The sequence below is a fragment of the Myxococcus sp. CA033 genome, assembly GCF_013336625.1.
Classification (GTDB): domain Bacteria; phylum Myxococcota; class Myxococcia; order Myxococcales; family Myxococcaceae; genus Myxococcus; species Myxococcus llanfairpwllgwyngyllgogerychwyrndrobwllllantysiliogogogochensis.
Genome location: NZ_JABUMU010000012.1, coordinates 54415 through 74777, shown reverse-complemented (window position 1 = coordinate 74777; position 20363 = coordinate 54415). Strand labels below are relative to the sequence as shown.

14 protein-coding genes are annotated in these 20363 nt (G+C 69.9%); 8 read left to right on the top strand and 6 right to left on the bottom strand.

Annotated elements, in window-relative coordinates; translation table 11 throughout:
• From HUA78_RS25825 to HUA78_RS25815, 3 genes are all read right to left on the bottom strand, one after another.
• A partial coding sequence (locus tag HUA78_RS25825; RefSeq protein WP_174477374.1) for a non-ribosomal peptide synthetase occupies positions 1–7178 on the bottom strand: 7178 nt, incomplete at its 3' end.
• A 154-nt stretch (positions 7179–7332) separates the two neighbouring features.
• Positions 7333–7599 (bottom strand): phosphopantetheine-binding protein, encoded by a 267-nt coding sequence (locus HUA78_RS25820; protein WP_141642707.1) that lies wholly within the window; start codon positions 7597–7599, stop codon positions 7333–7335.
• A 30-nt stretch (positions 7600–7629) separates the two neighbouring features.
• Positions 7630–9315 carry an AMP-binding protein gene (locus tag HUA78_RS25815; RefSeq protein ID WP_174454754.1) on the bottom strand — a complete coding sequence of 562 codons (1686 nt, stop codon included), beginning with the start codon at positions 9313–9315 and terminating at the stop codon, positions 7630–7632.
• 174 nt (positions 9316–9489) lie between these two features.
• Between HUA78_RS25815 and HUA78_RS25810 the strand changes: the two genes are divergently transcribed.
• From HUA78_RS25810 to HUA78_RS25775, 8 genes are read left to right on the top strand one after another with little or no spacing between them, the layout of a single operon-like run.
• On the top strand, positions 9490–10299 hold the full coding sequence (locus HUA78_RS25810; RefSeq protein ID WP_141642709.1) for a 1-deoxy-D-xylulose-5-phosphate synthase N-terminal domain-containing protein: 810 nt from the start codon (positions 9490–9492) through the stop codon (positions 10297–10299).
• Positions 10296–11336 carry a transketolase family protein gene (locus HUA78_RS25805; RefSeq protein WP_174477373.1) on the top strand — a complete coding sequence of 347 codons (1041 nt, stop codon included), beginning with the start codon at positions 10296–10298 and terminating at the stop codon, positions 11334–11336. The genes HUA78_RS25810 and HUA78_RS25805 overlap by 4 nt, the downstream gene beginning before the upstream one ends.
• Positions 11333–12184 (top strand): RimK family alpha-L-glutamate ligase, encoded by an 852-nt coding sequence (locus tag HUA78_RS25800; RefSeq protein WP_254614608.1) that lies wholly within the window; start codon positions 11333–11335, stop codon positions 12182–12184. Before HUA78_RS25805 ends, HUA78_RS25800 begins: the two co-directional genes overlap by 4 nt.
• Entirely contained in the window at positions 12181–13221 is a 1041-nt protein-coding gene (gene argC / locus HUA78_RS25795) for an N-acetyl-gamma-glutamyl-phosphate reductase (protein WP_174477372.1), read from the top strand. The genes HUA78_RS25800 and argC overlap by 4 nt, the downstream gene beginning before the upstream one ends.
• Before the next feature lie 17 nt (positions 13222–13238).
• The gene (locus HUA78_RS25790) at positions 13239–14237 is read left to right on the top strand and encodes a sulfotransferase (RefSeq protein WP_174477371.1); all 999 of its coding nucleotides are present in this window, start codon (positions 13239–13241) and stop codon (positions 14235–14237) included.
• Positions 14215–14994 carry an SDR family oxidoreductase gene (locus HUA78_RS25785; RefSeq protein WP_174477370.1) on the top strand — a complete coding sequence of 260 codons (780 nt, stop codon included), beginning with the start codon at positions 14215–14217 and terminating at the stop codon, positions 14992–14994. The genes HUA78_RS25790 and HUA78_RS25785 overlap by 23 nt, the downstream gene beginning before the upstream one ends.
• On the top strand, positions 14991–15857 hold the full coding sequence (locus HUA78_RS25780) for a [LysW]-aminoadipate kinase (protein WP_174477369.1): 867 nt from the start codon (positions 14991–14993) through the stop codon (positions 15855–15857). Before HUA78_RS25785 ends, HUA78_RS25780 begins: the two co-directional genes overlap by 4 nt.
• A complete protein-coding gene (locus tag HUA78_RS25775; protein ID WP_174477368.1) occupies positions 15844–16917 on the top strand; it encodes a M20/M25/M40 family metallo-hydrolase in 1074 nt (357 codons plus the stop codon). The genes HUA78_RS25780 and HUA78_RS25775 overlap by 14 nt, the downstream gene beginning before the upstream one ends.
• A gap of 18 nt (positions 16918–16935) precedes the next feature.
• Here HUA78_RS25775 and HUA78_RS25770 read toward each other — a convergent pair whose 3' ends face one another.
• The 3 genes from HUA78_RS25770 to HUA78_RS25760 form a co-directional block, all read right to left on the bottom strand.
• On the bottom strand, positions 16936–18174 hold the full coding sequence (locus HUA78_RS25770) for an MFS transporter (protein ID WP_174466043.1): 1239 nt from the start codon (positions 18172–18174) through the stop codon (positions 16936–16938).
• Positions 18175–18251: 77 nt separating this feature from the next.
• Positions 18252–19253: an NAD(P)H-dependent glycerol-3-phosphate dehydrogenase gene (locus HUA78_RS25765; RefSeq protein ID WP_141649486.1), complete on the bottom strand. Its 1002-nt coding sequence runs from the start codon at positions 19251–19253 to the stop codon at positions 18252–18254.
• A gap of 54 nt (positions 19254–19307) precedes the next feature.
• Positions 19308–20246: a hypothetical protein gene (locus HUA78_RS25760; protein ID WP_174454747.1), complete on the bottom strand. Its 939-nt coding sequence runs from the start codon at positions 20244–20246 to the stop codon at positions 19308–19310.
• Between the last annotated feature and the right edge of the window lie 117 nt (positions 20247–20363).

Below are 20363 nucleotides of genomic sequence, written 5' to 3'. Positions count from 1 at the left end.
TCCAGCACCTCTGGGGCTCCCGCCAGCCTCGCCCTCCACCACGACAACTGCTCCTCCAACACCTCCCCCTTCAGCCACTCCCGCTGCCACACCGCGTAGTCCGCGTACTGCACCGGCAACTCCGGCAGCGTTGCTTCGCGGCCCTTCACCTGCGCGCTGTAGAGCGCCTCCAGCTCCTTCGCGAGCACTCCCATCGACCAACCGTCCGCGACAATGTGGTGCAGCACCAGCACCAACACATGCTCCTGCTCGCTCAGCTTCAGCAGCGTCACTCGCAGCAGCGGGCCCGTGCCCAGGTCGAACGACTGCCTCGATAGCGTCTCCACCTGGCCGCGCGTGGCGTCCTCTGTCACCTCCACCACGGACAGCGGCACCGCCACATCCGAAGCGATGCGCTGCACCGGCTCGCCTTCCACTTCCTCGAACGTCGTGCGCAGCGCCTCATGTCTCCGCACCAACGCCGCGAGCGCCTGCTCCAGCGCCTTGAGGTCCAGCGCGCCTCGCAGTCGGACGACGAACGGCAGGTTGTACGAATACCCTCCGGCGTCGAGCTTCCCGAGGAACCACAGACGCTGCTGTGCGAACGACAGCGGCATCGCGGAGTGTCTCGACACTCGCACCGGCACAGGGGTGCTCACGCGCTGCGCACTTGCCTTCACGACTTCGAGTCGCTCGGCCAGGGCCTCCACGGTGGGCGCCTCGAACACCAGTCGCACCGGCACATCACGACCGAGCGCCGCCCGGAGCCGCGACACCACTCGCGTCGCCAGCAACGAATGACCACCGAGCGCGAAGAAGTCGTCCTTCACGCCCACCCTCGCCACTCCGAGCAGCGGCATCCAGATGCGCGCCACCAGCGACTCCATCACCGTCCGAGGCCCCTGCATCGCCTCCACGCCCGACCCCTCCTGCTCCGGTGACGGCAGGGCCTTTCGGTCCACCTTCCCGTTCGCCGTCAGCGGGAGCGCCGCCAGCTTCACGAAGGCCGAGGGCACCATGAACTCGGGGAGCTTCTGCGTCAGCCAGTCGCGCACCCGAGGTGCCTCGGGCGCCTGCGCGTGCTCGACGTAGTACGCGACCAGTCGCTTGCCTCCCGCGCCGTCCCGCACCACCACCAACCCGTCCTTCACCGCTGGATGCGCGAGGAGCGACGCCTCCACCTCCGCCAGCTCGATGCGGTAGCCCCGCACCTTCACCTGGCTGTCACGCCGCCCCAGGAACTCCAGCACCCCGTCCGGGCGGAAGCGCGCCAGGTCTCCGGTGCGATAGAGCCGCTCCCCCGGCACCGCGCTGAAGGGATTCGGAATGAAGCGGTCCGCCGTCACATCGGGCTGGCGCAGATACCCTCGCGCGAGGCCATCACCCCCGATGAACAGCTCTCCCGCCACGCCCACCGGAACGGGCTCCATTCCCGCATCCAGCACGTAGACCTGCGTGTTGCCGATGGGCCGACCAATGGGCACCGACGCGCCCACGTCCTCCACTCGCGTCATCCGATGGACCGAAGTGAAGAGCGTGCTCTCCGTCGGCCCGTAGCAGGCCGTCACCGGAATCTTCAGCTCCTCCAGCACGCGCTTCACGTGCGGCGCGGACACCACGTCTCCACCCGTCAGGAGCTGGCGCACGCCCTTCAACCCGTCCATCCCCAGCTCCACCATCTGGCTGAACAGTCCCGCCGTCAGGTGCAACAACGTGACGGAGTGCCGATGGAGCACGTCCGTCAGCAGGTCCAGCTCGCTGGGCGAGCGCGGTGGGAAGACCACCAGCCTTCCACCCAGGCACAGCGGCCCCCACACCTCCAACGTCGACGCATCGAAGGAGATGGGCGCGATGAGCAGGAACGTCTCCTCCGGCCCCAGTCGCGCGTACGGCGCTCCGTACAACAACCGCAGCACGCCCCGGTGCTCGACGGCCACACCCTTGGGGCGCCCCGTGCTCCCCGACGTGAAGTCCACATACGCCAGGTTTCGCCCCGAGACCGGCATGCGCGGTGACGTCGTCGGCAGGTCCGCCAGCCGCTCGTCCTCCAGCAACATCAACTCCGGGCGTCCCTCCTGGGGCAGTTGCTCCAGCAAGGCACGCGTGGTGATGAGCAGCCGAGGCGTCGTGTCCTCCAACATCTGCTCCAGCCGCCGCGCCGGATAGCTGGAGTCCAGGGGCACGTACGCACCACCGGCCTTCAGGATGGCCAGCAGCGACACGATGAGCTCCACCGAGCGCTCCAGGCACACCGCCACCAGCACATCCACGCCGACGCCACGCGCCTTCAGCGCCCACGCCAGTTGATTGGCCCGCGCCTCCAGCTCCCGGTAGCTCAGCCGCTGCGCACCGAACTCCAGCGCCACCGCGTCCGGACGCAGCGACACCTGCTCCTCGAAGAGGTGATGGACGCATCCCTCTCGCGGGAACTCCACCGCCGTCTGGTTCCACGCCTCCAGCACGCGCTGGCGCTCGGCCGCAGGCAGGAGCGGAAGCGCCGACAGTCGCGCCTCGGGTCGGCCGGAGAGGTTGCGCAACAACTCCAGGAAACACTCCGCGATGCGCTGGACGGTGGGCGGTTCGAAGAGGTCCGCGTTGTAGATGAGCTGGCCTTCGACAGCCGCTCCCGGTGCATCGACGAGCAACAGCTCCAGGTCGAACTTGGCGATGGTGCTCGCGAAGTCCCAGGGGCTCGCGGTGACACCCGGCAGGGTGAGCAGCGGCGCGGCCTCCTGCAACGTGAAGAGCACCTGGAACAACGGCGAGCGGCTCAAGTCCCGCTCCGGGCGGAGGTGCTCCACCAGTCTCTCGAAGGGCACGTCCTGGTGCGCGAGTGCCCCGAGCACCGTCTCCTTCGTCTGACGCAGGAACGCCTGGAAGGAGGACGCCGCATCCGGCTGTGCGCGCAGGGCCAGCGTGTTGACGAAGAAGCCCATCAGCCCCTCCGTCTCCCTCGCCGTCCGCCCCGACACCGGTGAGCCCACCACCACGTCCCACTGTCCGCTGTAGCGCGCCAGCAACACCTGGAAGCCCGCCAGCAGCGTCATGTACAGCGTGGCGCCCTCTCTCCGGCTCAACTGTCGCAGCGCCTCGCTCAGCTCCGAGGACAACCGCACCGGCACGCTCGCACCTCGGTACCCCTGCACCGCGGGCCTCGGCCGGTCCGTGGGCAGCTCCAACACCGGGGGTGCTCCCGCCAGCGCCTCGCGCCACCAGGAAAGCTGCGATGCCTCCACGTCTCCCTTCAACCATTCGTGCTGCCACACCGTGTAGTCCGCGTACTGCACGGGCAGCTCGGGCAACTTCGCCGCCTCGCCTTTCACGGCCGCGCCATACAGCGCATCCAGTTCGCGGGTGAGCACGTCCAGCGACCATCCATCCGCCACCAGGTGGTGCAGCACCACCACAAGCACCTGCTCCTCGCCGCCCGTTCTCAGCAACGTCGCGCGGAGCAAGGGCGCCCGCGCCACATCGAACGGCGCCTGGACCTCCCTCACCACGCGACGCCGCACGGCCTCTTCCACGTCGTCGGCGCCCTCCACCGACTCCACCAACAGGGGCACGCCAACATCCACGGCGACGCGCTGGACAGGCTCACCTCCCACTTCCACGAAGCTCGTGCGCAGCGCTTCGTGTCGGCGGACCACCTCCGCGAGTGCCCGCTCCAGGGCCTCCACCTTCAACGCACCGTGGAGTCGGACGACGAAGGGCAGGTTGTACGAATGCCCTCCCGCGTCGAGCTGCGCGAGGAACCACAGGCGTCGCTGTGCGAACGACAGGGGCGGGTCCACGAGTCGCTCGGCTCGCGTCAGCACCGGCAACCGCGCGTGTCCTCCCTGCGCCCCCAGTCGCTCGGCAAGGGCCTCCACCGTGGGCGCCTCGAACAGCAGTCGCACGGGCACGTCGTGGCCCAGGGCATCCCGGAGTCGCGACACCACACGCGTCGCCAGCAGCGAGTGTCCACCGAGCGCGAAGAAATCATCCCTCACGCCCACGAGCGGGACACCCAGCACCTCTTGCCAGACTTCCGCCAGCGTCCGCTCCAGCGCGTCACGCGGCGCCTCGTAGCGGGCTCCCCCTTCCGCGCGGCGCGAGTCCACCTCCGGCAGGGCGCGGCGATTTACCTTTCCGCTGGGAGTCAACGGCAGCGCGTCCAGCCGCACCAGCACGACCGGCACCATGTACTCGGGCAACCGCTTCGCCAGTCGACGCTTCAAGTCCTCCCCGTCCCAGGACTCGGGCAACTGATTCGCCAGCCGGCGCGTCAGTGCCTCCGCGTCCGAGGACTCGGGCAACTGATTCGCCAGCCGGCGCTTCAGTGCCTCCGCGTCCGAGGACTCGGGCAACTGATTCGCCAGCCGGCGCTTCAGTGCCTCCGCGTCCGAGGACTCAGGCCGCACGACGTAGCCCACCAGTTGCTTCTCTCCCCCGCCCGTTCGCCGCACCACCACCGCCGCGTCCGTCACGCCGGGAAGTTCCTTCAGCGCCACCTCCACCTCACCCAACTCCACGCGGAAGCCGCGCACCTTCACCTGCTCATCCGCGCGCCCCTGAAGCTCCAGGTTCCCATCCGCTAGCCACCGTCCCCGGTCTCCGGTGCGGTAGATGCGAGGCCCGTCCCGGTCCTTGTCCAGGATGTTCGGAACGAAGCGCTCCGCCGTCAGCTCCGGCCGCCCCCAGTAGCCGTGCGCGAGGCTCCGCTCTCCCACGCACACCTCTCCCGTCACACCGATGGGGCACGGGGCGCCCCACGCATCCAGCACCAACACCGTCGCGGGGACGATGGGCCTGCCCACCGGAGGCAACACCGGCCACGTCGAGGGCGGCCCCTTCGCTCTCCACGCCGTCACCACATGCGTCTCCGTGGGGCCGTACTGGTTCTCCAGCACGCACCCCGGCAGCCGCTCGAAGAACGACACCACTGCGGGCGTCACCTGCAACGGCTCGCCCGCCGTCACCACTTCGCGCAGCGGCGGCAACTCCGTCTCATGTCGGGCCCGCTCACTGAGCGCCTGGAGCGCCACGAAGGGCACAAAGAGCCGCTCCACGCGGTGCTCCCGCAGGTACGCCATCAACGTCGCGGGGTCCTGACGCGTCGCCGCCGAGACGAGGACGATCGTGCCGCCCTCGCCCAGCGTGCAGAACAGCTCCTGGAAGGACACGTCGAAGCTCAGCGAGGCGAACTGGAGCGTCCTCGCCCCAGGCGCCGACGTGCTCGCCAACTGCCAGTTCACCAGCGTGCCGAACGCACGATGGGACATCGTCACGCCCTTGGGCCGCCCCGTGCTCCCCGACGTGAAGAGGACGTAGCAGGGAAGCTCCGGCGACAGCACCCACCCGGGCGCCACGGTGGACTGCTCCGCGATGCGCGCGGCCTCCTCTTCCAGCCGCACCCTCCGCGCCGCTCCCTCCCCGGGCAACGCATGCTCCAGCGCGCCGTGCACCAGCACCACGGGCGCACCCACGTCGTCGAGCATCTGAGCCAGTCGCGACGGCGGATAGCCCGGGTCCAACGGAAGGCACGCCGCTCCCGCCTTCAGCGTCGCCAGCACCGCCACCGGCAGGTCGAGGCTGCTTCGCTCCAGGCACAGCCCCACCACACTTCCAGGGCGAACGCCCAGCGCCATCAGGTGGTGTGCGAGCTGATTCGCCCGCCGCTCCAGCTGCGCATACGTCAGGGAGCCGCCACCATTCGTCACCGCCGCGGCCGAGGGCGTGCGCACCCCCTGCGCCTCCACCCGCCGATGCATCAACCACGACGGGTGTTTAAGCTCCTCCCACCTCGGCCACTCCGGCAACACCCTCCGCCGCTCCTCCTCGTCCAGGAGGTCCACCTGCCCAACCTTGCGCTCCGGGTCCTCCAGCACGCCTTTCAGCAGCGCCACGTGGTGGCCGGCGAGCCTTCGCACCGTCGCCTCGTCGAACAGCGCCGTGCTGTACTCCCACAGCGCGACCCAACCCTCTGGCGTCTCGCGCACGAAGAGCGTGAGGTCGAACTTCGCCACGCCCGGCTCGAAGTCCACGTCGCGCGACTCCAGCCCCGCCAGCCGCACCAACGGCGGCGCGCTCTGGAGCACGAGCAGCACCTGGAACAGCGGCGAGCGGCTCAAGTCCCGCGCCGGCCGCAGCGCATCCACCAGTCGCTCGAAGGGCACGTCCTGGTGCTGGTACGCCCCCAGGCACGCCTGACGCACCCGTCCCAAGAGCGACTTGAAGGACTCGTTTCCATCCACGTCCACGCGCAGCGCCAGCGTGTTGGCGAAGAAGCCGATGAGCCCCTCCACCTCGCGCCGGTTGCGCCCCGCGATGGGCGTGCCCACCACCACGTCCGGCTGTCCGCTGTGCCGCGACAGCAACGCCTGGAGGCTCGCCAGCCACAACATGAACGGCGTCACCGCCTCCTGCTTGCACCGCTCGTGCAGCGCCTTCATCAGCTCGGCGGGCAACGGCATCCCCAGCACCGCGCCACGGGCCGACTGCACCGGCGGCCTCGGTCGGTCCGTCGGCAGCTCCAGCGCGGGCGAGGCTCCGTCGAGGTGCTTCTTCCACCACGCGAGCTGCTCCTCCAGCACCTCCCCCTTCAGCCACTCGCGCTGCCACACCGCATGGTCCGCGTACTGCACCGTCAGCGCGGGCAGTGTCGCCACGCGGCCATCGAGGATGGCGCCGTACAGCTCGCGCAAATCCCGCTCCAGCAACGACAGCGACCAGCCGTCACACGAGATGTGGTGCAGCGTCAGGAGCAACACGTGCTCCTCTTCCTCCAGGCGCAACAGCCGCGCGCGCAGCATCGGCCCCGTGCCCAAATCGAACGGACGCCGTGCCTCCTCCTCCGCGAGTCGCCGGGCCTCGTGCTCCCGCTCCGGCCCCTCCAGTCGCTCCACGGTCAGCGACACCGGCGCGTCGGGCGCGATGCACTGCACCGGCTCGCCTTCGACTTCCGTGAAGGTCGTCCGCAGCGCTTCGTGCCGGCGCACCACCTCCGTCAGCGCGCGCTCCAGCGTTGATACATCGAGACACCCCTTGAGCCGCGCGAAGAAGGGCGCGTTGTAGGCGAAGCCCGACGGGTCCAACCGCGAGAGGAACCACATGCGACGCTGCGCGAAGGAGAGCGGCGGAGGCCCCTCCCGATGAACGGGCACCACGGGGGGCGGCCTGCGAACACGAGGGCTCGCGGGCTTCGGCTCATTCGCGGACATGTCGACACCTCAAACTCAAGAAGACGAATCTCGGAAGACACGAAGGCCCGCGTCGGTGAGACCGACACCTGGTGCTTCGTGAAGGCGTGAAGCTTGAGTCCCCGAACAGTCACTCGGAGACGATGGCGGGAGAAGGCCCGCCTCCTGGACGACTTCAGGCCGCGGGGAAGGTGCGGCCCTGCTCGCGCAGCTGCTCCTCGCAGACGGCGGCCACGTGCTCCAGCGTGTTGAACAGGTCCACCATGGAGAGCTGGATGCCCAGCTCCTCTTCGATTCGATTGGCCAGCATCGTCGCCATCAGCGAGTTGCCGCCAATCTCCAGGAAGTGGTCCTCCGGCTTCACGACTTCCGCCCCCAGCAGCTCCCGCCAATACCCGGCGAGCTGTCGCACCAACGGCGTGGTGCTCGACTCAGTGCTCACGTGTGCTCCTCATCATGGTCGGGGACATGCTCAGCCCACCTTCGCGGTGGGCCCCTTCAAACGCTCGCGCAGCAGGTACTTGCGAATCTTCCCCGACGGCGTCTTGGGCATCTCCTCGACGACCTCCAGCCTGTCGGGCCAGTACTGATTCGACATGCCCAGGCCCTTCAGGTGGGCTCGCAGCTCATCCAACGTCGGCGTCTCGTCGCGAGGCACCACCACGGCGCAGACGCGCTCACCGCCGATGCGGTCGTCCGAGTGACCGATGACGGCCACCTCCCGCACCTTCGGATGCGAGTACAGCGCGGACTCCACCTCCACCACGGGCACCTTCTGGCCATAACGGAAGATGACGTCCTTGAGCCGCCCGACGATGCGGATGCCCCCGCGCCCGTCGTCCCGCGCCAGGTCTCCCGTGTCGAACCAGCCCTCTTCGTCGACACACGCGCGGTAGATGTCCTCGCGCTTGAAGTAGCCCAGGCACTGGCTGGCTCCTCGGACGAGCAGCCGTCCGGTGCCCTCTGGATAGGGCGAGCCGTCTTCCGCCAGCGCGGGAACAATCTTCACCTCCATCCAGTCCACGGGCCTGCCGTCGCTGTTGGAAGGCCAGTCCGGCGGATCCTCCCGTCGCGTAATCGTCACCGCGCCGTTCTCCGTCATCCCCCACAGCGTGTGCAGCGGCACGCCGAAGCTCTCGCGCACCGCGGCGATGAGATGCGGAGGCACGGGGATGGAGCCGGTGGACAGCCGCCGCAACGACGAGGTGTCACCTCCCCGCTTCTTCTTCGCGGCGATGACATTCATCACGTACGTGGGAATCCCATACATGAACGTGACGCCGTGCTCCTCGATGCAGCGCAGCGTGAGCTCCGGGTCCCCCACGTCCATGTAGACAGCCGTCGCGCCCAGCAACACCGGCATCAGGTACAGGTAGGTAAATCCGCTGGAGGCGGTGAGCAGCGAGGGCAGACACACCACGTCGTCGGCGCCCAGCGCCATGGTTTCGACCAGCGCGCGGGTGATGCCGAAGTTGGTGTTGTGCGAGTGGATGACGCCCTTGGGCTCGCCCGTCGTCCCCGACGTATAGAGGACGTTGCACACGTCGTCCGGGCGCGCCGAGCGCGCGTCCAGCTCCGCCTTCGACGTCGAGTCCTCCCAGTGCCGGGCGACGAAGTACGCGTCGAAATCCAGCTCGCCCGCCTCCGACGCCTGCTCGCCCGCCCCGATGAAGACGCGGTGCTTGAGTGACGGCAGCGCGCGCGCTGCCTCGCGCAACATGTCCCGGTGCGAGTGCCCGCTCCAACTCAGGGGTCCTACGTAGACGGATGACTCCGTCCTGCCGAGGATGAACTCCACCTCGCGACGCCGGTAGTCCGGGGGAATGGGCGCGACGACGGCGCCGATGCGCGCGCACGCCAGCGCCAACGCGGTGAACTGCCACCAGTTGGGCAACTGCACCGCCACCAGCTCGCCCCGGCCCACGCCCAGCGACACGAGCGCGCCCGCGAAGCGCTCCACGTAGCGCCCCAGCTCCGCGTAGCTCAGCCGCGTGACGTCCTTGGCGAAGTAGCGGGCCGCGACGATGGCCGTCTTGTCCGGGTGCGTCCGCACAGCTCGACGCAAGTCGTCGAGCACCGTCTCGTCACGCCACCACCCCTTGCTCCGGTACAGCGCCGCCTGCTCCAACGAGGGGCCGCTTCCGAACCGTGCGTCCATATCCGCACCCTCCGTGCACCGTGAGACCGTCCTCGACCGCATGGGACCATAGCGATTCGCGTGTAAAACCAGCAAGACAGCGAAAGCTCACATGTCTACACCCCAAGGTCGCATCACTCACATTGACGGGCGCGCTCCTGGTTTCCTACTTTGGAATGAAAGGCGCAGAAATCCATGGTCCAGGTACCTCTCGAGGAGCGCGCCAGACGCATTCGCCGGACCATCCTCCGGCTCGCCGCCACGTCCGTCGGCTGCCACCTCGGTGGCTCGCTGTCGATGGTGGAGCTGTTGGTGGTGTTGCTGGGACGGGTGATGAAGTTCCGTCCGCGAGAGCCCCGCTGGGAGGAGCGCGATTCGCTCATCCTGTCGAAGGGCCACGCAGCCGCGGGCCTCTACGCCGCGCTCGCCGAGTTCGGCTTCGTCGACACTGAAGACCTGGTGCAACGATACAACGCTGACGGAAGCCCCTTCACCGGACACGTGAATGCGGCGGTGCCGGGCGTTGAGTTTCCCACGGGAAGCCTGGGACATGGCGTGGGGTTGGGCGTGGGGCTGGCCCTGGGCTACCGGCTGCGGCAGCGTTCCAACCGCGTGTTCGTCGTGTGTGGAGACGGGGAGATGGGCGAGGGCTCCAACTGGGAGGCGATGCAAGTCGCCGCGCAGCACCGCTTGTCGCAACTCACGGTGCTGGTCGACCGCAACGGCGGACAGAACGATGGCCCCACGGAGGCCATCCTGTCCCAGGCCTCCCTGGTGGAGCGGCTGCGCGCCTTCGGAATGAGCACCGTCGAGGTGGACGGGCATGATCTGGAAGCGCTGGGGGCCGCGCTGGAGGAGCCTTGTGACGGGCCTCGCGCGATTGTCGCCAACACGCAGAAGGGCGCGGGTGTGCCCATGCTGCGCGGCAAGGGACCGCACTACGCGACGTTCAACGCCGAGCAGCTTCGCCGCGCGCTCGCCTCGCTGGGAGAGGTGACGCCATGACGAGTTCCACGACGTCCAGCGGTGCGGATCTATTGACGTCGCCCCAGGACTGGCTGCGCGAGCAACCGTCCCTGGCCAACCGACAGGTGTTCCGACACACCCTGGCGCGACTGGCGGACGTGGAGCCGCGCGTCGTGTTGCTGGAGGCGGACCTCGCGGGTGGAGGAGACCCGTTCGCCGCGCGGCACCCGGGACGTTTCATCAACCTGGGCATCTGCGAGGCGGCGATGCTCGACATCGCGTGCGGCATGGCCGCCACCGGGCACATCGTCTTCGCCCACACCTTCGCGCCCTTCGGGGCGATGCGCGCGTGCGAGCAGGTGCGGCTGGGGCTCGCCTATGGGCGGGCGAACGTGAAGCTCGTCTGCGACTACGGCGGCCTGTCCGGCGCGTTCTTCGGGCCCACGCACCACGCCATCGAGGACCTGGCGATTCTTCGCGCCATGCCGGGCATGACGGTGGTGTCTCCGGCGGACGGGCTGGAGACGATTCAGGCGACGCGCGCCCTCTTGGAGATGGAAGGGCCGGTGTACCTGCGGCTCGGCCGCAACCGCGTCTCCCGGCTGGACGTGGCGCGGCCCGCGTTCGCGCTCGGGCGCGCCATGTGCCTGCGTGAAGGCGGCGACGTCGGCATCATCGCCCATGGCGAGGTCGGCGTGAGCGTGGCGCTGGACGTGGCGGCGCGGCTGGAGGCGCAGGGGGTGTCCGCGCGCGTGGTGAACCTCCACACGCTCAAGCCCTTCGACGAAGAGGCGATTCTGGAGACGGCCGAGCGCACGCGGCTGCTCGTCACGGTGGAGGAGCACTCCATCCTCGGAGGACTGGGCGGCGCGGTGTGCGAGAGCGTGGCCACCCACGGTCTGGGCCGCCGCGTGGTCCGCACCGGCATCCAGGACCGCTACGACTCCACGGCGGGCACGCACGAGGCCTTGCTGCAACGACATGGGCTGGAGAGCACCGCCCTGGTCGACTCGATTCTCACCGCCCTGCCCCGCCCCCGGCTCACGGCGCTGGCACCCGCGGCCAGGAGGGGATGATGCGTCGCCACGAGGTCCACCTCGTCTACACACGGATGCGCACCGAGGAGCGGATGCTTGTCGACGCGCTTCGCGGACGCGGCTGCTCCGTGGAGACCCACGCGGACACGGACCTGGTGCTCCCGCTGAACCGCGAGCCGTGGAAGGACGGCGGCCCGGTGCTGATGCGCAGCATGTCCTTCACCCGCGCGCGCTACCTGTCCTCCATCCTGGAGGTGAAGGGGGCCCGCGTGTTCAACACCGCGCGCTCCATCGCCACGTGCGGCGACAAGGCGCTCACCACGCTCGCGCTGGCGGAGCACGACGTCCCCATGCCCTGGTCCTTCCTGGGCTTCGAGCAGGACGCCTGCGTCGCGGAGATGGAGCAGCGCGGCTATCCCTGCGTGACGAAGCCCGTGCAGGGCTCCTGGGGCCGCATGGTGGCGCGCGTGGACAACAAGCACGCGGCCGAGGGGATGATGTCCATGCGCTTCGAGATGGGCGGCGCGCAGGACCACGTCGCGCTCGTCCAGCAGTACATCGACAAGCCCGGCTACGACTTGCGCGTGTACGTCATCGGCGGCGCCGTCGGTGGCATGCGCCGCCGTTCCGAGCACTGGGTGACGAACACGGCCCGGGGCGCGGTGCCGGAGCGCTACGACGTCCCCGAGTCCCACGCGAAGCTCGCCGAGCGCGCGGCCAAGGCGGTGGGTGGGGAGATGGTCGCGGTGGACCTGCTGGAGACGCGGGACGGCGCGATTCTCGTGAATGAAATCAACCACTGCGTGGAGTTCGCCCGGAGCATCGAGTTCACCGGCATCCCCCTGCCGGAGCTGATGGCGGGCTACCTGGTGGAGGCCATGCGATGACGCGCGTCGCGGTGCTCGGAGCGGGAGGTTATGCCGGCGGCGAGGTGCTGCGACTGCTGCTCGCCCACCCGGCGGTGGAGGTGGTCCAGGCCACGTCCGAGCAGCACGCGGGCAAGCGGCTCGACTTCCCACATCCTCACCTGAGGGGACTGGCCACTCCGCGCTTCTCGCCGCATGACGCGCTGGAGCCGTGCGACGTGCTCTTGTCCTGCATGCCCTCCGGCGAGCTGATTCGCCGCTGGCCGCAAGTGAGCGCGCGGGCCGGGCGCATCATCGACCTGAGCGCGGACTTCCGCCTGGAGTCCGCCGAGCACGCGCGCTGGTATCCCCGCGCGCCCCGCCCCCCGGACATGCCCGAGTTCGTCTACGGCCTGCCGGAGTGGACGGGCGCTCGACTCAAGGACGCCCGCTTCGTCGCGGTGCCCGGCTGTATGGCCCACGCGGCCCTGCTGGCCCTGCTGCCGCTGGTGCGCGCGGGGCTGGTGCGGCCCGAAGTCGTGGTCGACGCGAAGACGGGCTCCTCCGGCGGCGGCGCGACACCGGACCGCTCCTCGCATCATCCCGAGCGAGCCTCCGCCCTGCGCTGCTACCGCGCGGTGGGGCATCGGCACACGGGCGAAATCGAGGGCGCCACCGAGCGCCTCGCTGGCGTGAGGCCCGTCGTCCACTTCAGCGCGACGGCGGTGCCCAGCGTGCGCGGCGTGCTCGCCACGGTGCATGCCTTCGCGGCGCGCAAGCTGGAGGACACGTCCGAGCCGCTGCGCGCCCTGGCCTCCACCTACCGCGAGCACCCCTTCGTCCACGTGCTGCGCGCCAACGCGAGCGCGTCTCCCTTCCCGGAGCCCGCGCCCCTGGCCGGCACCAACCACTGCGACCTCGCGGTGGAGGTGGACGCGGAGCGCGGGCGCATCGTCGTGAATGCCGCGTTGGACAACCTGGTGAAGGGCGCGGCGGGCACGGCCGTGCACGCGCTGAATCTCATGCTGGGCAGACCTGAAACGGAGGGCCTCGGCTTCCGGGGCCTCCACCCCCTCTGACGCGAAAGGCTCCCCCCATGAGCGCCCTCACCGTCCTCTACATCACCGGTTGGTGCCGCAGCGGCAGCACCATCATCGGCAACGTGCTCAACGAGGTGGAGGGCTGCTTCCACACCGGTGAGCTCAGCTTCCTGTGGAAGAACGCCTACGGGAACGGCTCCAACACCCTCTGCGGCTGCGGCACGCACCTGGTCCAGTGCCCGCTCTGGTCCAAGGTGCTGGAGCAGGGCGCCCTCCCTGGCGAATCCCCCGAGGCCCATGCCCTGCGCGCGGTGCGCAGGCAGCAGGACACCGTCCGCACCCGGCACACGTGGCGCGTGCTGCGCCAGGACACGCCTTCGACCGAGCTGTACGAGCACGCGCAGCTCCTCGCGAAGACCTACCGCACCATCGCCGATGCCACCGGCAGCCACGTCATCATCGACAGCGGCAAGTTCCCCTCGGAGGCGGCGCTGATGCCGCACGTGAACGGAATCTCGCCGTACTACCTCCATCTGGTACGGGACCCGCGCGCCGTCGCGCACTCGTGGACGAAGACGAAGCAGTACGTCGTCCCCATGTCCGCCGCGCGCAGCACCGCGTACTGGTTCGGCTTCAACGTGGCCTCGGAGCTCGTGACGCGGCGCCACCCGGAGCGCTCGCTGTTCCTGCGGTACGAGGACTTCATCGCCTCACCCGCCGCCACCATCGACTCGCTCTTGAAGCTCATCCAGGAGGACCGCGCCGTCAACCCGGTGAAGGGCCGCACAGTGGTGCTCGGGCGCAACCACACCGTCACCGGCAACCCGGACCGCTTCCTGAGCGGCTCCACGCTGCTGCGGCCCGGTGACGATGCGTGGCGCAAGGAGCTGGCGCCTCGGGTGAAGGCCCTGGTGTCCGCGCTCTCGTGGCCGCTGACGGGGCGGTATCGCTACAGGGGACCTCCGGCGCCCGCACAGGTCGTTCCAGGGCCGGAGCCCGTCGTGAACGCTGGTGACGCAGGGAGGGAGACACTTGGAACTGGGACTCGCCAATAAGGTCGCGCTCATCGCCGGGGGTTCCAGTGGCTTGGGGCTCGCCGTGGCCGAGGAGCTGGTCAAGGAAGGCGCGCACGTCGCCATCGGCGCTCGCGACGCGGACCGGCTCGCTCGCGCCGAGCAGCACCTGCGCGGACTGGCTCGTGGCAACAGGGTCCTGGCCACTCGGGTGGACCTGCGTGAACACGGCGCCACGCGCGCCTGGGTGGAGGACGTGGCCGGCAAGCTGGGCGGTCCCCACATCGTGGTGACGAACAGCGCGGGCCCTCCGCCGGGCCCCGCCACGAAGTTCGACATCGTGGCGTACCAGGAGGCCGTCGACACGGTGATGCTGCCGGCCATCAACCTGGCGCTGGCGGCGCTGCCGTACATGAAGGCCGCGCAGTGGGGACGGCTGCTGCTCATCACCTCGGAGACGGTGGTGCGGCCCGTCGCGCGCTTCGCACTCTCCGGTACGGCGCGACTGGGCATCGTCGGCTTCGCGTCCGCGCTGGTGCAGGAGCTGGGCGACTGCGGCGTCACCGTCAACGTGCTCGCCCCCGGCTACACCCGCACGCCTCCGGTGGAGCGCACGGCGGGCACGGGCGGCGCGGACGTGGAGGCCAGCCTGCGGGCCATGGCGGCGCACATTCCGCTGAAGCGCGTGGGGCTTCCGGAGGAGTTCGCGGCGGCGGCGGCGTTCCTCGCGAGCGAGCGCGCGTCGTTCATCACCGGCACGGTGCAGCTCGTCGACGGCGGCGCGAGCGTCATCGGATGAGCACCGCGTCCCAGGTCGATGAAGGCCGCGCGCCGCTGGTGGTGAAGATTGGCGGCGCCGCGGGCGTGGACCTGGACAACGTCTGCGCGGACGTGGCGGAGCTGCGGCGCCAGGGCGAGCGCGTCATCGTGGTGAATGGTGGCTCCGAGGCCGGTGATGCCCTGCTGGCCTCGCTGGGCATGGCACGCACCGAGGCGTTGACCGCCTCCGGCAACGTGGTGCGACTGACGAACGAGGCCACGCTGCGCGTGCTGACGATGGCGTGGGTGGGCGACGTCAACAAGCGCGCGGTGCTCGCGCTGCTGGCCCGGGGCGTCTCGGCGCTCGGCCTGTGCGGCGCGGATGGACGGGTGCTCGTCGCCCGACGACGGCCTCCGCTGAAGCTCCAGGACGGGGAGCGCACCCGCATCGACCGGAGCCACCTCGCGGGGGAAATCAGCGAGGTGAATGCGCGGCTGCTGAACGTGCTGCTGGAGGCGGGACAGACGCCCGTCGTATGCCCTCCCGCGGTGACGGAGGAGGGGACGCTGGTGAACGTGGACGCGGACCAGGTGGCCGCGGCCATCGCCGCGGTGATGGGGGCTCGGGCGCTGGTGATGCTCTCCAACGTGGCGGGCCTCCTGGAGGACCCGGCCAACGCATCGACGCTCATCCGCCAGAGTGACGACGTCGAGGGCGCCATGCGCTTCGCCAGGGGGCGCATGCGCTACAAGCTGGAAGCGGCTCGGCGCGCGCTCGCGGCGGGCGTGTCCGCCGCCTATGTCACCGCCTCGGGCACCCCGCGCCCCGTGTTGTCCGCGCTGGCGGGCGAGGTCGGGACGAAGCTGACTTCTTCCGGGAAGGTGACCCATGCGAGCCCGTGAGGCGAGCCCGGAGCTGTTGCGGTGGATGCTGGAGCACTACAGCCCCAGCCACCATGAAACGGACTTCTCTCGCGCGCTGGCCGGGCGACTGGAGCAGCGCGGCTGGAAGGCCCACGTGGACCCGGTGGGCAACACCGTGGCCAGCATGGGTGACGGAGACACGTGCATCGCGCTGCTGGGCCACATCGACACCGTGCCGGGCGAAGTCCCCGTGCGACTGGAAGGCACGCGCCTCTTCGGACGCGGGGCGGTGGACGCCAAGGGCGCGCTCGCTGCCTTCATCGAAGCCGTGGAGTTGCTCGACGACGCGGAGCGCGCCGGCAAGCGCTTCCTCCTGCTGGGCTGTGTCGAGGAGGAGGTGGCCATCACCCGGGGCGCGCTGCATGCCCGCGAGCACCACCGGCCGGACTTCGTCGTCAATGGCGAGCCCAGCGGCGCCCACGGCATCACCCTGGGCTACAAGGGCCTCTTGCGCCTGGAGCTCGAGTACCGCGCCAGCCGGCGTCACACCGCCAGCCGTGGCTACCGCGCGCCCGCGGAGCATCTCGTCGACGCGTGGAACGGGCTGCGTCGTCGCTGCGACGAGCGCAACAAGGGGTGCACCCTCTTCGAGCAGGACCTCCCCGCGCTGCTCTCCTTCCAGACGGGCACCGGTGAAGACACGGAGTGGGCCACCGCCCACGTCAACGTGCGCACGGGGCCGACCAGTGACGTGGACGCGCTGCTCGCCTGTCTCGCAGAGGTCCCCGAGGTGGCGGTGAAGACGGTGTCGCGCAAGCAGGCCGTCTCCGCCGAGGGCAACGACGCCCTCACGCGCGCCTTCAAGCAGTCCATCCGAGAGCGCGGCGCACGTCCGACGCTTCGAGTGAAGACAGGGACGTCCGACTGGAACACGGTGGCGGACACGTGGAACGTGCCCACCGTCGCGTATGGCCCGGGTGACTCGTCGCTGGACCACACGCCGAACGAGCACATCGAGCTTCCGGAGTACGAGGAAGGCGTCGCGGTGCTGGCTCGCGTGCTGTCACTGCTCCCACTCAAGTCCGGTGGCGCGGGCTGAAGCACACGTCCCTGGACGTCACGTACTCGCGACATCCACGGTCCGAGGCCGCTGCAGGCGCAGCCCCACCATGGCCACGAGGAACAGCGCCGCGGAGCTGGCGGTGACGGCGCGCACGCCCACCCGGTCCGCGAGCGCCCCCTGGGCCCAGACACCCACGGAGTACCCGACGTTGATGAGCAGCATCGCGAGGCTGCTCACCCGCCCCTGCAGCTCCCTGGGCGTGCGCTCCTGATAGCGGGTGCTCAACCCCGTCATCACCACCAGGTACACCGCGCCCAGCACGAACATGGTCCCCATCGCCACGGGCAGCGTCGGGGACAGCCAGTAGAAGACCGTCACCGGCCCCATCACGAGCACGGCGAGGTCCACCACGCGCTCCCGGCCCCAACGGACCGCCAGCGCGCCCACCACGCCCGAGGCCAGCAGCGCCCCCATGCCCTGCATGGAGATGAGCGCGGAAGCGGCGGACGCATCCGAGCCGAACACCTGGAGCGCGAACACCGGCACCAACGCGATGAACGGCGAGATGAACAGCGCCAGGGCGAACAGCGACACCATCGCCATCCGGATGCCCGGCTCCCCTCGCGCCATGCGCGCGCCTTCGACGATGTCCGCCCACAGGCCCTTGGGCTCGATGGGCCTGACCACGGGCGGCTCCGCGTGCACCCGGGACACCGCCAGCAGCACCGCCATGAAGGACAGCGTGTTGAGGAACATCACCCACGCGACACCACCGAAGGCCATGAGCGCCGCGGCGAACACCGGCCCCAGGATGCGGCCCAGGTTGAACTGCGCCGACATCAGCGTCATCGCGCTGTGCAGGTCCTCCTTCGGCACCAGCCCTGTAATCAGCGCCGTGTAGGCCGGCCCCGACAGCACGTGCACACAGCCGTTGAGCAGGGAGATGACGGCCACCGCATGCACGGTGAGGTGGCCGGCGAAGGCCAGCCCCGCCAGACAGGCCGCCAGCAGCGCCTGCGCCACGGCACACAGCGAGATGAAGACACGCCGGTCGAAGCGGTCCGCCAGCGCGCCTCCCAGCGGGGACAACACGAGCGAGGGCAGGTACGTCAGCGCCGCCACTCCGCCCGTCCACTCCGCGCGGCCCGTCACCTCCGTGACGAAGACGCCCAGCGCGAGCACCTCCATCCACGTGCCGACGTTGGAGACGAGCGCCCCCAACCACACGGCCACGAACTGCCTGTGACGCAAGGCACGGAAGGACGACAAGCTCGCCAGGTGCGGGGTGGACACGGGAGCCCGCTTCTAGCAGCCCCCCACCCCGCGCTGGAACACCGCCCCCGGCCCACACTCGCCAGGCAGCCCGCGCGTCAGACGAGCTCGGACTTGGGCTGGCGCGTCATCAGGTCCACCACCGCCATCTTCGCGTTCTTGTCCTCGTAGGCAATCAGGTAGACCTGCTGGCAGATGGGCAGCTCCACGCCCGTCTTGAGCGACAAGTCGCGAGCGCTGCGCGCCGTCTTCACGCCCTCGGCGACTTCCTTCATCTGTCCCAGGATGTCCGGCAGCTTGCGGCCCTTGCCCAGCTCCATGCCCACGTGACGGTTGCGGCTCAGCTCGCCCGTACACGTCAGCACCAGGTCACCCATGCCGGACAGGCCCGACAGCGTCAGCGGGTTTGCGCCCTTGCGCACCGCCAGCCGGGTGATTTCCGCCAGGCCGCGGGTGATGATGGCCGCTCGAGCGTTGTGGCCCATGCCCAGGCCGTCCGCCATGCCCGCGGCAATCGCGATGACGTTCTTCAGCGCGCCGCCGTACTGCACGCCCACCACGTCCGTGGACGTGTAGCTGCGGAAGGTCTCCGTCTGGAGCGCCTTCTGACAGCGCACCGCGACCTTGTCCCAGTGGGACGCAATCGTCACCACCGTGGGCATGCGCCGCGCCAGCTCCTTGGCGAAGCTGGGGCCCGACAGCACGGCGATGTACGGATGGAACTCCTCCGGGAGGCAGTCCTCCAGCAGCTCCGTCATCGTCAGCAGTGTCTCGTTCTCGATGCCCTTGGACACGGTGATGATGGGCACGTTGCGCGGCAGGAAGGCCTTGGCGCGGGCCAGCACCTCGCGCGTGGCGTGGCTCGGCGTGGCGAGCACCACCATCTCCGCGCCGGCGAGCGCCTCTTCCAAGTCCTGGGTGGCGCGCACGCGCTCGGAGATGGGGATGCCGGGAAGATAGGTGGGGTTCTCGTGCCGGGTGTTGATGGCCTCCACCACCGTCGGCTCGCGGCCCCAGAGGCGGACCTCCTCACAGTTCACCGCCAGCACGTTCGCCAGGGCGGTACCGAAGGAGCCGGAGCCGATGACACTGCCACGCATGAAGACCTCGCTCGAGGGGGTGGAAAGGGCACGTTGTCGTGCCAGTTGCCGGTGCTACAGACCGGTGACGATGCCGATGGAGACCACCGGCATGAAGGCGGCGTCCTCGGCACGGGTGCGGAAGTCGCCGCCCAGGGAGACAGAGTAGGACGTTTTCTCGCTCAGCGGCACTTCGGCGCCCACTCGCACGGGCCACGCGCTGGAGGCCACCAGGTCCGGTGGCAGGCCGCCCAGCGGCGTGCGTTGGATGGGCTCCGTGTCCAGGGCCACCAGGTAGCGCACGTCGATGAAGAGCCTGGACGCGCGAACACCCTGGCGCTGGAAGGAGCCGACGATGCCGGGCATCACGTTCCAGTTGCGCCGGCCGGTGAGGTAGCGCGCGCCCCGGTCCTCCAGGCTCGCGGACCGGAGGAAGAATGCGTGACTGCCCTCCATCACCAGTCCCAGGCTCCAGCGCGCGCCTCCATCCAGCACCCGCCACCGCCAGCCCAGCCGCGCCTCGTTCATCATCCCGTAGAGGCTGTCGAGTCCCACCAGCACATCGACCTGGGGCAGCACGCCCACGGCGGCGCGAGCGGACAGCGTGGGGAAACCCAGCGAGAGGCCGACCGCCACCCCGCCTGTCCTGCCCACGGTGTGTGCACCGAGCAGGCTGACGCGGTTCGGCACGGGGGGAGGCCCCGGAGGCGGCGCGGGGGGGCGGGCCTCCGTGACTCCGGGGGTGCCGTCATCATCCAGGGGGATGAGGGGAGGCACTTCCGGCAGCCGGGGCAGCGATGCGGCGTCCGCGTCCGGGGGCACCGTCGTCCGGCCGGGGAAGTCGGTCCACGCGGCGTCGTCCGGGGTGTCGCTCCTCCGAGGGGCGTCCACCTGGGTGGGCGTGGTCCAGGACTCGTCGGGCGCGGGGTTGCGCGCCGCGGGGGCCGGCTGGGCCCGGGCGGACGTGCCCAGCACGAGGGCGAGCGGCACCAGGATGAGGCGGACGGAGGGCATGAAGACGGCTGGCAGCTTAGTCCACGGAGAGGGAAGGAGACGAGCCAGGGCCGGCTGTTCCCCCACCCTGCGTGCGCCCCGTCAGGTAGCGGGCAGGAGGCGATGGGAAACGTGTCA

Bases quoted from the DNA above. Each gene is read 5' to 3' on its own strand.
- HUA78_RS25780 (WP_174477369.1), top strand. From the start codon at position 14,991: ATGAGCACCGCGTCCCAGGTCGATGAAGGCCGCGCGCCGCTGGTGGTG.
- HUA78_RS25815 (WP_174454754.1), bottom strand. From the start codon at position 9,315: ATGGACGCACGGTTCGGAAGCGGCCCCTCGTTGGAGCAGGCGGCGCTG.
- HUA78_RS25810 (WP_141642709.1), top strand. From the start codon at position 9,490: ATGGTCCAGGTACCTCTCGAGGAGCGCGCCAGACGCATTCGCCGGACC.
- HUA78_RS25765 (WP_141649486.1), bottom strand. From the start codon at position 19,253: ATGCGTGGCAGTGTCATCGGCTCCGGCTCCTTCGGTACCGCCCTGGCG.
- argC (WP_174477372.1), top strand. From the start codon at position 12,181: ATGACGCGCGTCGCGGTGCTCGGAGCGGGAGGTTATGCCGGCGGCGAG.
- HUA78_RS25760 (WP_174454747.1), bottom strand. From the start codon at position 20,246: ATGCCCTCCGTCCGCCTCATCCTGGTGCCGCTCGCCCTCGTGCTGGGC.
- HUA78_RS25800 (WP_254614608.1), top strand. From the start codon at position 11,333: ATGATGCGTCGCCACGAGGTCCACCTCGTCTACACACGGATGCGCACC.
- HUA78_RS25805 (WP_174477373.1), top strand. From the start codon at position 10,296: ATGACGAGTTCCACGACGTCCAGCGGTGCGGATCTATTGACGTCGCCC.
- HUA78_RS25790 (WP_174477371.1), top strand. From the start codon at position 13,239: ATGAGCGCCCTCACCGTCCTCTACATCACCGGTTGGTGCCGCAGCGGC.
- HUA78_RS25775 (WP_174477368.1), top strand. From the start codon at position 15,844: ATGCGAGCCCGTGAGGCGAGCCCGGAGCTGTTGCGGTGGATGCTGGAG.